This window comes from Spirosoma fluviale (assembly GCF_900230225.1).
GTDB lineage: Bacteria > Bacteroidota > Bacteroidia > Cytophagales > Spirosomataceae > Spirosoma > Spirosoma fluviale.
On the sequence record NZ_OCNH01000002.1, the window covers coordinates 38,324 to 50,841 of the forward strand.

At 49.6% G+C, this 12,518-nt stretch carries 16 protein-coding genes; 3 read left to right on the forward strand and 13 right to left on the reverse strand.

Annotated elements, in window-relative coordinates; genetic code table 11:
- Nucleotides 1–76: 76 nt before the first annotated feature.
- The 13 genes from rnc to CRO74_RS31280 all read right to left on the reverse strand — a co-directional run bounded on the left by rnc (nt 77) and on the right by CRO74_RS31280 (nt 9,960).
- Nucleotides 77–838, reverse strand: a complete 762-nt coding sequence (rnc, locus tag CRO74_RS11020) for a ribonuclease III (protein ID WP_097126129.1) — start codon at nt 836–838, stop codon at nt 77–79.
- A gap of 3 nt (nt 839–841) precedes the next feature.
- Nucleotides 842–2,092, reverse strand: a complete 1,251-nt coding sequence (fabF, locus tag CRO74_RS11025) for a beta-ketoacyl-ACP synthase II (protein ID WP_097126130.1) — start codon at nt 2,090–2,092, stop codon at nt 842–844.
- Between the two features lie 147 nt (nt 2,093–2,239).
- Nucleotides 2,240–2,479: an acyl carrier protein gene (locus CRO74_RS11030; RefSeq protein WP_012929621.1), complete on the reverse strand. Its 240-nt coding sequence runs from the start codon at nt 2,477–2,479 to the stop codon at nt 2,240–2,242.
- A gap of 155 nt (nt 2,480–2,634) precedes the next feature.
- Nucleotides 2,635–3,483, reverse strand: coding sequence for a TIGR01459 family HAD-type hydrolase (locus CRO74_RS11035; RefSeq protein ID WP_097127071.1), 849 nt, complete (start codon nt 3,481–3,483; stop codon nt 2,635–2,637).
- Nucleotides 3,484–3,599: 116 nt separating this feature from the next.
- On the reverse strand, nt 3,600–4,226 hold the full coding sequence (locus CRO74_RS11040) for an SCO family protein (protein ID WP_245877821.1): 627 nt from the start codon (nt 4,224–4,226) through the stop codon (nt 3,600–3,602).
- 28 nt (nt 4,227–4,254) lie between these two features.
- Nucleotides 4,255–4,869 carry a toxin-antitoxin system YwqK family antitoxin gene (locus tag CRO74_RS11045; protein WP_245877822.1) on the reverse strand — a complete coding sequence of 205 codons (615 nt, stop codon included), beginning with the start codon at nt 4,867–4,869 and terminating at the stop codon, nt 4,255–4,257.
- On the reverse strand, nt 4,826–5,632 hold the full coding sequence (locus tag CRO74_RS11050) for a YHYH protein (protein WP_097126132.1): 807 nt from the start codon (nt 5,630–5,632) through the stop codon (nt 4,826–4,828). The genes CRO74_RS11045 and CRO74_RS11050 overlap by 44 nt, the downstream gene beginning before the upstream one ends.
- Before the next feature lie 47 nt (nt 5,633–5,679).
- Nucleotides 5,680–6,216, reverse strand: coding sequence for a Spy/CpxP family protein refolding chaperone (locus tag CRO74_RS11055; RefSeq protein WP_097126133.1), 537 nt, complete (start codon nt 6,214–6,216; stop codon nt 5,680–5,682).
- Nucleotides 6,195–6,518, reverse strand: a complete 324-nt coding sequence (locus CRO74_RS11060) for a hypothetical protein (RefSeq protein ID WP_097126134.1) — start codon at nt 6,516–6,518, stop codon at nt 6,195–6,197. The genes CRO74_RS11055 and CRO74_RS11060 overlap by 22 nt, the downstream gene beginning before the upstream one ends.
- A gap of 30 nt (nt 6,519–6,548) precedes the next feature.
- Nucleotides 6,549–7,142, reverse strand: coding sequence for an RNA polymerase sigma factor (locus CRO74_RS11065; RefSeq protein ID WP_097126135.1), 594 nt, complete (start codon nt 7,140–7,142; stop codon nt 6,549–6,551).
- Nucleotides 7,143–7,165: 23 nt separating this feature from the next.
- Nucleotides 7,166–8,206, reverse strand: coding sequence for an aminoglycoside phosphotransferase/kinase family protein (locus CRO74_RS11070; protein ID WP_097126136.1), 1,041 nt, complete (start codon nt 8,204–8,206; stop codon nt 7,166–7,168).
- 115 nt (nt 8,207–8,321) lie between these two features.
- Nucleotides 8,322–9,695, reverse strand: coding sequence for a glutamine synthetase family protein (locus CRO74_RS11075; protein ID WP_097126137.1), 1,374 nt, complete (start codon nt 9,693–9,695; stop codon nt 8,322–8,324).
- Between the two features lie 49 nt (nt 9,696–9,744).
- Nucleotides 9,745–9,960: a hypothetical protein gene (locus CRO74_RS31280; RefSeq protein WP_144035898.1), complete on the reverse strand. Its 216-nt coding sequence runs from the start codon at nt 9,958–9,960 to the stop codon at nt 9,745–9,747.
- Between the two features lie 229 nt (nt 9,961–10,189).
- Between CRO74_RS31280 and CRO74_RS11080 the strand changes: the two genes are divergently transcribed.
- Genes CRO74_RS11080 through CRO74_RS11090 form a run of 3 tightly spaced genes read left to right on the forward strand, consistent with a single transcriptional unit; the run spans nt 10,190 to nt 12,462 of the window.
- Complete coding sequence (locus CRO74_RS11080; RefSeq protein ID WP_144035899.1) at nt 10,190–10,510, forward strand: hypothetical protein; 321 nt, start codon at nt 10,190–10,192, stop codon at nt 10,508–10,510.
- A 39-nt stretch (nt 10,511–10,549) separates the two neighbouring features.
- On the forward strand, nt 10,550–11,299 hold the full coding sequence (locus CRO74_RS11085; RefSeq protein WP_097126139.1) for a CPBP family glutamic-type intramembrane protease: 750 nt from the start codon (nt 10,550–10,552) through the stop codon (nt 11,297–11,299).
- 14 nt (nt 11,300–11,313) lie between these two features.
- Nucleotides 11,314–12,462, forward strand: a complete 1,149-nt coding sequence (locus CRO74_RS11090; protein ID WP_097126140.1) for a sensor histidine kinase — start codon at nt 11,314–11,316, stop codon at nt 12,460–12,462.
- The last annotated feature ends 56 nt before the right edge of the window (nt 12,463–12,518 follow it).

The following is a 12,518-nucleotide window of genomic DNA, read 5'->3' on the forward strand; positions in this document are numbered from 1 at the left end:
ATAAAAATAGCCACTCAGTCAGAGTGGCTATTTTTAGTAAAGACTGTTTATAGCCGAAGCTTGTAGAAGACTAATCTTATTTGTTAGTAAGCATTTCAAAGGCTTTTTCGGCAGCGGCCTGTTCGGCTTTTTTCTTGCTGTAGCCGCTTCCTGTGGCAAACGGCTCATCGTCAATGACGACCTGCGAAATAAACTCGCGGAAGTGGCTGTTTCCTTTTTCGGAAACGATCTCAAAGCGGATTTCTTTACCTTCCCGCTGAGCCCACTCAATTAAACGACTCTTGTAATTACCATTGTTCTGAACAACGGATTCAATATCATAATGGGCCAGCAGGTCTTTAAGAATAAACCCGCGCGAAAATCGGAATCCTTTGTCCAGATAGACCGCACCTACCAGCGCTTCGAGCGCATCGCCATACATGGATGTACGGGCGGGCAAGCTACGGGTCCGGCTGCCGTCATACTCAATAAGCTGATCGAGGCCAATTTTGCGGGCAATTCCATTTAGGGTTTCCCGGTTCACAATCCGTGAGCGGATTTCCGTTAGGAAGCCTTCGTCTTTATACGGGTATTTCTTAAACAGAAACTCAGCAATAACCATACCCAGCACAGCATCGCCCAGATACTCCAGCCGTTCGTTCGATTCCCGAAACCCCTCAATGGCTGTTGCCTTGGAAGCCGATGTATGGCGTAAGGCCAACTGATACAGCCCAAGGTTTGATGGCCGTGCGCCTATGATATGGGCGATTGACCGGCGCAGGTTTTTGCGCGGATCAGCGCTGCCACGCTTGAACCAGTCGAGAGGATTGAATAAACTACGGGGCAGAGCGATTTGCACGACTCAGCTAAGTTTACGGAAGATAACGATGGCATTGTGCCCACCAAATCCAAACGCATTACTCATCACAGTTGTCATAGAACGCTCCTGTGCGGTGTTGAACGTTAGGTTGAAGCGGGAATCAATTTCGTCATCGTCGGTGAAGTGATTAATCGTAGGAGGAACAAGCTGATGTTCCAGCGCTTTAATACACGCAATAGCTTCAACGGCTCCGGCGGCACCCAGTAAATGCCCGGTCATCGACTTCGTTGAACTAATATTCAACTTAAACGAATGCTCACCGAACAACTGATAAATGGCTTTTAATTCCTGAGGATCGCCAATGGGCGTTGAGGTACCGTGCGTGTTAATGTAATCGATTTCTGTTGGGTCAATTCCCGCGTCGGCCAGCGCATCCTGCATGCCCAGGAAAGCACCTAAACCATCGGGGTGGGGGGCGGTGATGTGATACGCATCAGACGACATACCCCCGCCAATTAACTCTGCATATATTTTAGCACCACGAGACTGCGCATGCTCATATTCTTCCAGAATGAGCGAGCCAGCTCCTTCGCCCAGTACAAAACCATCCCGATCCTTATCATAAGGACGTGAGGCCGTCTGGGGCGAATCGTTACGTTCAGACAGCGCCCGGTTGGCGTTGAATCCGCCGATACCGGCCCGGGTAACTGCCGCTTCTGAACCACCTACTACACACAGGTTAAGTCTGCCCAACCGAATGTAGTTAAAAGCATCAATAATAGCATTGTTTGTTGAGGCACAGGCCGAGACGGTTACGTAGTTCGTTCCCCGGAAGCCATATCGCATCGAAATCTGTCCCGACGCACTGTCTGCGATCATGCGGACAATAAAGAACGGGTTGATTCGGGGCGTGCCGTCGCCTTTGGCGTAGTCAATCATCTCATCCTCGAATGATTTGAGACCACCAATGCCGGACCCCCAGATCACGCCAACCTTATTCTTGTCGATTGTGTCAAGATTTAGTCCTGAATCACGCACGGCTTCATCGGTGGCAATGAGCGCATAATGGGTAAACGCGTCCATTTTACGGGCTTCCTGCCGGGGAATGAACTGGGTAACATCTACGCCTTTCAATTCGCAGGCAAAGCGGGTGCGAAATTTGCTGGCGTCAAACTTTGTAATGGGACCGGCCCCGCTTACACCGGCGGTTAAGCTGTTCCAGTAAGAGGCTACATCATTGCCGATCGGTGTTAAGGCACCGAGGCCGGTCACTACTACTCGCTTGATTGTCATACGGGTTTACTACGAAATGAAAAAAGAAAAACAACGCCGATACCGTATTTGTTGGCGTTGGCTTCAACACCCAGTACCAGTTCCAATTCGTTTAATTGGACAGGTACCGAGGTATTCGTTATGACGTTTGCTTACTCTTACTACGACTTATTTACCGATGTTCTTCTCCAGGTATTCGATGGCTAGGCCAACCGTAGAGATTTTCTCAGCTTCGTCATCAGGAATAGGCAGGTTGAATTCTTTTTCAAATTCCATGATCAGCTCAACTGTGTCGAGCGAATCGGCCCCTAAATCGTTGGTGAAGCTTGCCTCTGGCGTCACTTCTGACTCTTCAACGCCTAATTTTTCAACAATGATATTCTTTACTTTCTGTGCAATGTCCGACATTTTAGTAGTCTGTTCGAGTTAAAAAACTGCGCAAAGAAACGTATTTACCTTTGTATTATCAAACAATTTTTTAGCGCATGAATCGTTCGTATATAGGCCGTTGAGCTGGCTATCTGCTTCAAAAAAAGCTTGTTAAGTGGTAAATGGCGGGCACTTTACCGAATGATGACCGACTTGCAGATATAGGTAGGGATGATGCCTGTACTGCGAATTAATACCTCGGCATCCTGTGGCTGGGTGTTTCCGGTCAATACCAGGGCCGTATCCAGCCCAAATTTATTGCCCCCCAATATATCTGTTCGGAGTGTGTCGCCCACCATCAGGATATCCCGTTTACTGATATTATCCACATCCTTCAGTCTTTCGTAGGCAAACATAAACAGTTGGGCGTCGGGCTTCCCGAACCGGATAAACTGTTTCCCAACGATAGTTTCGATCATTTTGGCCACGGCTCCAATGGCAATGGCGATACGGGTTTTTGACACCGGATAAGTTGTATCGGTGTTGGCCACAATAACCGGAATGTTTCGCTTTCTGAGCAGGTTGACCGTTTTTGTTAGGTCGGTATTCCAGTCGAAGCCTTCATCATCGAGCAAAACGAGGGCATTGATATCCGACACATCTTTCAGGTCAACCTGACTGATGGGCAGTGTTTTTAGGCCTGTCGTTTCCAGATAATGGGCTGACTTCTCGGTCCCTAAATAAGCAACGGTGCCATTGTGTACTTTGAGATCCAGGTATTCGCGGGCGAGCATACCGGACGAGATAATGCGTTCGGGTTGTATGGCGTAAAAGCCTTGTTTGTAATAGGACTCAGCCAGCTCGTGGGGGCCGCGGGAGGCATCGTTGGTGAGTACGTAAAACTCTTTGCCCGTCTCCCGGAGCCAGTTGAACGTATGTTCGATACCGGGCAGTAACCCCTCCGAGTTTTTCAATACGCCAAAGGCATCGAAGAAAATAACTTTATATTTTTCTGCTACGGTTTTGAAATCGGTAGTCTGCATGAGGGCACACGAAAAAATGAATCGCAACGTCCGGCTCGTTCATCAATCAATAAAAACACGTTGGCGTTGCGGGCAATAGATTATTAGTAAAAGTACGATGTAGCCCGAATTTTTTATCAGATTTCCTGTAATAACAATTTAATATCTGTAATCAGTTTGTCAATATCCAGTGGCAGCGTCCCGTTATAAACCCCTCGGATTCGCCGGTTCCGGTCAACCAGAATAATGTGTTCGGTATGTAAAAACTCAGTAGAGTCTTTGGTGAATCCGATGGCTTCTTCGGCAAAATAAGACCGTCGTGCCAGGCTGTATATGTCATTCCGACTACCGGTGAGCAGGTGCCATTTATCGGCAATAACTCCTTTTTCGGTAGCGTATTTACGAAGTCGTGGCACCGAGTCGAGCCAGGGGGTAACGCTGAAGGAAAGCAGTGTTACGGCTGGCTCATGCCGGAAGGTATCCTGCACCGCCCTGAGCAGGCTGGTCATTTTGGGGCAAATAGTTGGGCAAGAGGTAAAAAAGAAAGTAGCGACGTGAATTTTGTTCGTAATGGCTTGCTGGGTGATAATTGTATTTGTCTGGTCACGAAAACGAAAGTTGGCAATGCGGTGCGTAATCTGTTTCTCCACATCACTGGAGTTCGTCAGCCAAACGGGTGTAAAATCCGGCGTATTGTAGTACGGAACATCGTCGCTTGAAGGCGTTTGTGTATCGTCCGTCGATTCCTGTTTATGACAAGCCACTAGACTTACTACCCAAATGACTAGTAGACTAATGCGAAAGAGAGATCGAATCCCAGACATTGACGCAGTTTTTAACCCCGGTGAATCCATAGTTTCGGCCATTTCTGGCTACATAATTTACTTTTAGGCTACCATCCGCGTACCACATCCGTTGTGCTCCACTTTCACGACCGTCGTGGTAATGGCCGTCCTGCGCCGGTTGCCCGTTCGCGTACCATTCCTGCCGACGGCCTTCATACACATCATTTTTGAACTCATAAACGAAGGCTGGCTTGCCGGATTCGTACCAGCCACGTTGCTCGCCTTCCTGCCAGCCTTTTTTATATTGACGGATTTCCTTTAGCTGATGATTCGAATACCAGTGCCGGTGAGGGCCTTCTGCTCTCCCCTGATCGTAAGCACCCACAAAAGCGGTATCGCCAGTGGGGCTAAGCTCGTAATACCAGCCGCTAAAGAGCGTGTCATGCATCCACAGCTTACCCTCTCGTTTTTGCCAGCCCGGCTGATCGGTTGATACATACTTGAGGGGAATGGTGCCGGTCGATGCCGTTTGCGTGCAACTGAAGAACACAGGTAATAAAAAGGCTATTAACCAGAGCTTACTGAGTAACTGTACCGGCTTTGCCATAATATCCGCTGCCATTGAGGTAAGGGTCTTCGGCGGTGATGTGATAGTGGTAGATGCCGTTGGGGTAATCGGCTGTTGCGGCTGTGTGGCCGTGGTATTTATCCAGATCGGCATTCGTGATCGTTTTACCGTTCTCCAGTGGGCCGTAGACCGGGAAACCGTCCAGAAGAAAGCCCAGTAGTGCGTCTTTGCCTTTAACTTTTGTGAGGTAAGTTGGCTCGATATGGTAGTGATATTGCCCTTGTTGCTGCGGGTGACCATTGTGCTGATCGAAACCGTTGATTTCGTTGGTCAATACCGCTCGTTGTGCGGCATATTGATTGAAAAAAGAAACGCCGTTGAGCGAAACGCCAATGGCTCCCAGCGGTGTCTCGGCATGGGCCGCATCGACAGTCGGGTTCATCGGTATTTTGAATGTATAGTTTACCTCGTTAATCGTATTTGGATTGACGTTGAATTTCGTGTTCGTTCCGTTGTATGCTTCGTAGAGTGTGCTTTCCCACTGGGTGCCTTTGTAATACGGGCTTTTATGGTCGGGGCGGCCTTTCGTTTTGATGACGATGTTTGTGCCTTCAACGTAAATGTCGGTAGCGCCGTAAATCTTTTTGTAGACATCCGGCACATCCGTACCTACGCTGGTGACGGTTGAACTGATCGTTCCCGTGGTTGTGGTGGTTGGCGAGACAGCGTCGTCACTTTTCTGACAGGCTATAAAAATCAGAAAAGAAGCTAGTAGGGCAAGGCCGCTTTGTGTCGCAACTATTTGTGCTCGGTTCATAAGAAATGTGTTTATACCGTACTTAGACGCTATAAGCACATCGGCTCCTACGGGCGGGGTGGTAAATCTTGGGGTGGTCCCGGTGGTGGCCCGTCCATACCGGGGCGTTGTGGGCGTTGCTGTCGACCAAACAATCGGGCCAGATCGCTAACCAGTCGCTTGAAATCTGTCTGTTGATCGGGACGGCAAAGGGATTTGATCTGGTTGAAGTGATCGAAGTTCAATTGAGCTATCGCCCGTTGATTATCGGCGATTTGCTCACTCAGCACATTTGCCTGTTGAGCATCGTAAGTTGGGGCTTCCAGCAGTCCGTAATACGTGCGATACAGCTGAGCCGTTTTCTGGTTTAGCGTACGCGTTTGGGCCTGATGCACCTGAACCAGTTGGCGATATTGTGCCTGTTGGTTAGCGTCCATATGAAGCCGCTCAATAATTACGGCTGCGGGGCTTTCTGCACCGGGTCTTCCCGGACCCTGTTCAGGCTGTTGCGGATGGTCGGGCTTAAGAAACAGAAAGCCGATGGTCAGCAGGTTGAGGAGAAGTAAGCCGACGACGGCAAGGGTCAGTAGTTTTGTTCGCTCCATGCGTCGTAAAATTGAGTCGTTGCCGGGTAAAGCTGCATATCACTAATTACCGTATTCAACGTGCTTGTCTCTTTATTTGTTGCGGCTGACCACTGCGTTGATAGCTGCACATTTAGCAGCGTCAGTAATGTAAAAGACGCAACAGACAGCCACACCGTTCGGGGCGATAGATAGACTGGTTGTGGGGCTGAATGCAGCCGATCACGAATTTTAGCGAATAGAAACGGGTTCGGATCGGTCCGCTGAATGTCATTTACACTGTCCAGTATATCCTTTATCCATTTGTCTTGCTTAGAGTCCATAGCGTGTTAGACGATATGTATGAGCGATTCCTACGGGTTGTACAAGGTTTTGTAGAAGCTAGCCAATTGTTTTTTAAGGTTATCATTAGCCCGTTGTAAAAGCGATTCTACTGCACCCACGCTGATGGTCATAATCGCGGCTGTTTCGATGTTGCTCAGGCCTTCTACTTTGGTGAGCATATACGCGGTTTTCTGTTTCTCCGAAAGCGTGTCGATGGCCCTGAACAGCATGGTTGCCTGTTCTTTGTTTTCCAGCGTACTGCCGGGGTGCGAAAAATCGGTGGGCTGGTGGAGCGTCTCGCCCGTTTGCGCATCGAATAAACTCGTCAGGAAGGCAAAGCGTTTTTGCCGTTTCTGGTGTTTGAGGAAATCCAGCGATTTATTGACGGCAATGCGATAGAGCCAGGTTGTGCCGCTGGCATCGCCTTTGAAGTTCCCAGCCGACCGAAACAACTCGATATAGACATCCTGCGTAATTTCTTCGGCATCTTCGCGGTTTCGGACATAGCCAAGCGCCAGGTTGAAAACCCGGGTTTTGGTTCGTTCATACAGGTGCCGGAAAGCCTCTTGATTCCCTAGCCGGACAGCCTCAAACAATACGACCAGGTCGTTTGCGTCGGTCACGTTTACTCAGACCGCCAGGGCGGTTAAATACCCAACGCCTTCAGAATTTTGTCCGCGTCGAAGGTATCAATCGACGGGAAATAAATGTCGTAAGCCTCCTGCTGGAGTTTGATGGCGTAGGTACGGTGGAAAAAATAACGACCGTATTTTATGACGTAGTTGAGTATGAAAAACCGGTAAGCTTCGGGTAAGAAACGAATTTCGTTTTCGGTTAGTGGGAAAACGCGGTGATATTCTTTTAAAAATAGTAAAAAACGGTCTTCCATCAAGGGACCGATCACATAACTAAAGACCGTCCGGTCGCCGGCGTTAGACACTACCCGGCTGAAAAAATAGAAATCCATGACCCGGTAACTAATTCGGAACCAGTCGTAATCCCAGCGCGAATAAAGCTCCAGGTCATTGGTAACCGAAAAATTGCCGATGTTCCAGTCTACGAAAACGGGCATTGTCTCGACGGTACCGGCCACCAGTTTCTGGCGGTTTGCCAGGAATAATTCGCACTGTCGTTTCAATTCGTCGATGTGCATCCGGTGTTCAAACTGCCCGGTCTCTGTTTCCAGCAGATCGAGTAAATCCCAAGTATCGGAGCGCAGGGTTTTGCTCGATTTGGGCAGTACCGGACTCACCCGCGAGCAGGCCTTATGAAACCGGGCAATCTCGCGGCCAAGGAGTTGAATATGGTGATCCTCCAGCCGACGAGGTAACTTCAGCTGAATGCGAATGGGGTTGTAAAACACGACCCAGGCATCGAGAAAGCCATCCCGATGACGGTACGTATACACTTGTCCGTCACGCACCAGCGATTTGGCCAGCACATTCTCAAATGGGTAAAGCAGGTTATTCGCCAGCGCGTGAATAATCTGGTGATCTTCCAGAAACTGTTCGTATTTACCGAAATAAGACAACTTGGCGATGATGTGATCACCATCCTCGAAGGTTACTTTAAAAACGTGATTGGTGGAAACGCGGGCACTAATATCCTGAATAGTATCAATCTGGACAGAGCCGTCGAAGTTGGCCCAGGCTTTTTTTATAATCGATGAGTAATCAACAAGACGCATTTGTGTATGTGTGTAGAGACGCAATACCTTGCGTCTGGCTAGCCCGGATGGTTTGGCTGACGCATAGGAAAATATTGCCTATTAACAAAGACGCAAGGTATTGCGTCTCTACACGTTAAATAATTTCAAAATATCGTTTTAACTCCCAATCGCTGACCTGACGGAGGTACTGTCGCCATTCCCAGTCGCGGGTGCGGGTAAAATGGTCAACAAACTCTGCGCCAAACAGTTCAGCCGCTACGGGCGAATGGGCCATTGCACGGGTAGCTTCGGCTAAATTTGAGGGTAAGATCCCGTTTCGTTTGTCGGTATACCCGTTCCCGACGGAGGCCGGTATGTCGAGCGACAGTTTGTGCCGGATGCCGTAGAGGCCCGAGGCAAGTGCAGCCGCTATGGCTAGATACGGGTTGGTGTCCGAACCCGACACCCGATGCTCCACCCGAGTATAGGCTTCTTTGTGGTTCAGTACCCGAAGCGCCGTGGTCCGGTTATCCACCGACCAGGTGACGGTAGTAGGTGCCCAGGCCCCTTCGACCAGCCGTTTGTAGCTGTTGATGGTTGGCGCAAACATGGGCGTAATGTGTGGCAGGCAATACAACTGCCCGGCTATGAACTGGCGCATCAGCTCGCTCATGTTGTCGGGCTGGGTGGCGTCATGAAACAGGTTTGCTGTCTTGTCCGGATTCCAAAGGCTTTGGTGAATATGCCCGCTGCAACCCGGCAAGTCGGCATTCCATTTCGCCATGAACGTCGCCACAAGCCCATGCCGGTACGCAATTTCCTTCACCGACGTCTTGAACAGAGCCGCTTTATCGGCAGCCCGCAGAACGTCGTCGTGCATGATGGCGGCTTCATAGACGCCCGGCCCCGTTTCGGTATGCAGGCCTTCCAGCGGAATGTCGAACCGGGCCAGTAAGTCGAAAAGGTCGTGGTAAAACGCACTTTCGAGGGAGGGACGCAGAATGGAGTAGCCAAACATGCCCGGCGTTAGCGGCTCCAGGTTCTGAAAAGTCTTTTCCTGTAAGCTCTTTGGGGTTTCTCGGAAGTTGAACCACTCGAACTCCTGCGCATATTCAGCATGGAAACCCATGTCCTGACACTGCCCGGCAATGCGTTTGAGTAAACTGCGCGGACAGGCTGCCAGGGCGTAGTGGGTAAGCTGTTTGTCGGGTGCGGGCGTGAAATCGGCCAGAAAAAACGGAATGTTGTCTTCCCAGGGCAACTGCCGAAACGTGGCCAGGTCAATGCGAACGGGTGCGTCGGGATAGCCGGAATGCCAGCCCGTCGTTTGGCCGTTATCGTAGGGCGTATCGGACACATCCCATCCCCATACAACATCACAAAAGCCGAAGCCATCGGACAGGCCATCGAGGAATTTCTGGCGGTGAATGATCTTGCCACGAAGTACCCCATCAATATCGGTAAACCCGTATTTGATTTTGGGGTTGTCGCTCTGTTTTATGAAGTCGATAATGTCTTGCTGATTCATGTGTGAATGGGTTGAGCAATGCCTGTACTATAACTATTGTTTATCAGGGTCATCGGCCCAAAGAGTTAATTGCTGGTACGCAACAATCTTTAATAACTGTTGTTCCTCGCTCTGCATTACGTTTTTTCAATTTGGCGATGGCGGCTTTTTGCCCTTCGGTAAGCTCCCGGGGCTTGCTTCCTTCGAGTTTCCGTTGTTCCAGAATCCATCGAAATAAGGCGGCACCACCTTTCGGACTGGTGTTAGGGGGGTGTACTAATTCCATTTCAGGCTGCGATTAGTCAAAGGTACTTATTTCGGTGAAAAGCAATAGATGGCTAAAACGAAGTTCGGTTCAATCCCAAACTTTGCCCATTTCCTCCCAAAGTCCGGGGACTTCGTCACACTGATTTCAGGGGGCGGAAGCCATGTGCTTGTTTTGATTCATCGAAACGGCGCAGATGTCGCCAGACACTAAAACCAAAGCTCAACAGAAGTCATTAATTCCTACAATCATGAAAACGACTCACAACGCCTTCGCCCTCCTGTTTGCCGCAATTACGTTCACGGCCTGTACCAGCCAGTCAGTTGAGCCCGTACGTCCAACCAGTCGGCCGCAATCTGTGATGTATGCTGACAGCACGTTGCCGGACCAAGCTATGCCGGGGCAACCAGATCGGTCAGAGAAAATACCGCACGGGGTAGCAACTGTAGACCAAGAGCCGGGAGGTAATCCGTATCAACCGCTGATAAACACCCCGTTGCCTCAGCCCAAGCCGTTGCCCCGCCAAGCCGTGATGCCAGTCGTGGAGTCGGATAGCCTGGCGCAGTACTAACCCTTACTTACTCTAAACCCTTACTCGTTCATTAGTGTCATGGAAACGCTACAAACAACCTTTGCCGATTTTCGAAACTATGTTCGTCGGCCGCAATACAGCCAGCCACTGGCCGAACAGCCCGGCAACCAACTGACGATGACAACCCGACATTTTTTAGCGGGCTATCCATTGGTGCTGGGAATCTTGTTGATTTCCATCGGAAACATGCTACTGGCGCTTTTTACAGCGGGAGAGGTCGTTTTTAAGCCGCTTCTGGACCGATATAGCTCCTCGGCAGGTATCTTGTTAATAGCTTTACTGATTGCTGTTACCCTTGAAGAAGCGATATTTCGGTCTATACTTCGGCTTACGCCAAACCGGCTCCGAAACCTGCTGGCGCTCGCGTTATGGATTCCGCTTGGTTACTATTACCATAGCTTAAAGGGAATGAGCAATGAGTTTGCGCTGTTTTGGACTATGCTTCCGTGGGCAGCCGTCGTGTATGGCCTGAATCATTACCTGAAACGTCCGGCTGTCTTCGCTCGTATTGAGCGGTTCTGGCAAGCTAACTTCCGCTGGATTTTTTATAGTGTTGGTGTAGTTTACGGCTTCATGAAAATCATCGACGATGTGGGTACCTTAAAAGATGCGGAGGTACTGTTACTGCCCGTGTTCCTGCTGTGCAGCTTACTCAATGGGTTTTACTTCGGCTACATCCGCATGAAATACGGTTTCTGGTATGGTGTAGCGGTGCATGTTCTGGTCTTGTTGGCCGCACTGGCACCGGAAGCCATTCGTATCCTATAACTTTGACAAAGCAAATGGAAACTACCTTGGAAAAAGTACCCCATCAGACTATGCCCTTCGCTCCACAGCAGCGGATTTCACCCCGGCTTATTCGTTTTTGGGAAACGTGGGGAATCTGGCTCGTTATTGTTGCTTGCACGCTTGTTTTGTTCCTGTTTACAGACTTCGGGGACTTCATGCAGGGTTTTAAGGACGGATATACAGAATCTGGTAGAAAGGAGCCTACTTCATTTATTGTAGCTCTTGTGGGTGTCGCCTTTGCTCTAATTTTATCTGTCGGGGTACTGTGGGGACTTTCTCATGCCTACTATTCCCTGTTTCATCGGCATGTCTTCAAAAACAATAAGTTGGCCTATACCGTACTGTATATTATTTGTCTCCTTCTAATCTGGAATGTTAGCACGGATGGATTAGCTAAGGTATTTGACACGTATAATCTGGAGCAAAAGAAAAATGCCGGAGCTTATAACGAAATGTTTGCCTCCGCATTAACGTCGCTTTTGTTGATATGCATGGTTATTTACGGGTTTATTGTCGACTTTAGAAAAAGCCGTAAGCTGCAACTCACCCTCATCCAGCAGCGTACCCAGGCCGAACTCGATGCGCTGAAAGCACAGGTCAACCCGCACTTCCTGTTCAATTCGCTCAACAACATTTACGGTACGGCCATACTGGAAGACAGCCCCCGAACGGCCGAAAGTATTCAGCAGCTATCGGGTATTGTGCGTTATGTGATGGAAGAATCCCGTCTGCAAACGACGGACATTCAGCGCGAGCTTCGCTTCATCGATGACTTTGTCGAACTCCAACGTATCCGGCTCCCGAATCAGGATAATATCGACATTAAGGTAACCATCGACTGGGATGAGAAGCCCGCCCGGATTGTGCCGCTGCTGCTGAATCCACTCATTGAAAATGCGTTCAAATATGGCATCAGCATGCAATTCCCGTGCTTCGTACACATCCGTCTGCGGGTACAGGATGGAACGCTTCACCTCACCACCGAAAATAGTGTACTGGGCCGCACGGATATGGAAAAAGGCACTGGCCTGGGGCTCACTAACGTTCGTCAGCGGCTTACGCTGGCCTATCCGGATCGGCACACGCTAACGGTTAGTGAGGAAGGTGGTGCTTTTTTGATTGATTTGGAGATTCGCTTGTAGGGTTTATTACACAGATGGAACCGTCGAAGCAGATTCGCCGGGAAGGCACGGAGATT

What these genes read in the sequence shown, in the direction of transcription:
- fabF (WP_097126130.1), bottom strand. Translation starts at nt 2,092, where the DNA reads ATGACAATCAAGCGAGTAGTAGTGACCGGCCTCGGTGCCTTAACACCG.
- CRO74_RS11030 (WP_012929621.1), bottom strand. Translation starts at nt 2,479, where the DNA reads ATGTCGGACATTGCACAGAAAGTAAAGAATATCATTGTTGAAAAATTA.
- CRO74_RS11035 (WP_097127071.1), bottom strand. Translation starts at nt 3,483, where the DNA reads ATGCAGACTACCGATTTCAAAACCGTAGCAGAAAAATATAAAGTTATT.
- CRO74_RS11045 (WP_245877822.1), bottom strand. Translation starts at nt 4,869, where the DNA reads ATGGCAGCGGATATTATGGCAAAGCCGGTACAGTTACTCAGTAAGCTC.
- CRO74_RS11050 (WP_097126132.1), bottom strand. Translation starts at nt 5,632, where the DNA reads ATGAACCGAGCACAAATAGTTGCGACACAAAGCGGCCTTGCCCTACTA.
- CRO74_RS11055 (WP_097126133.1), bottom strand. Translation starts at nt 6,216, where the DNA reads ATGGAGCGAACAAAACTACTGACCCTTGCCGTCGTCGGCTTACTTCTC.
- CRO74_RS11060 (WP_097126134.1), bottom strand. Translation starts at nt 6,518, where the DNA reads ATGGACTCTAAGCAAGACAAATGGATAAAGGATATACTGGACAGTGTA.
- CRO74_RS11070 (WP_097126136.1), bottom strand. Translation starts at nt 8,206, where the DNA reads ATGCGTCTTGTTGATTACTCATCGATTATAAAAAAAGCCTGGGCCAAC.
- CRO74_RS11075 (WP_097126137.1), bottom strand. Translation starts at nt 9,695, where the DNA reads ATGAATCAGCAAGACATTATCGACTTCATAAAACAGAGCGACAACCCC.
- CRO74_RS31280 (WP_144035898.1), bottom strand. Translation starts at nt 9,960, where the DNA reads ATGGAATTAGTACACCCCCCTAACACCAGTCCGAAAGGTGGTGCCGCC.
- CRO74_RS11080 (WP_144035899.1), top strand. Translation starts at nt 10,190, where the DNA reads ATGAAAACGACTCACAACGCCTTCGCCCTCCTGTTTGCCGCAATTACG.
- CRO74_RS11085 (WP_097126139.1), top strand. Translation starts at nt 10,550, where the DNA reads ATGGAAACGCTACAAACAACCTTTGCCGATTTTCGAAACTATGTTCGT.
- CRO74_RS11090 (WP_097126140.1), top strand. Translation starts at nt 11,314, where the DNA reads ATGGAAACTACCTTGGAAAAAGTACCCCATCAGACTATGCCCTTCGCT.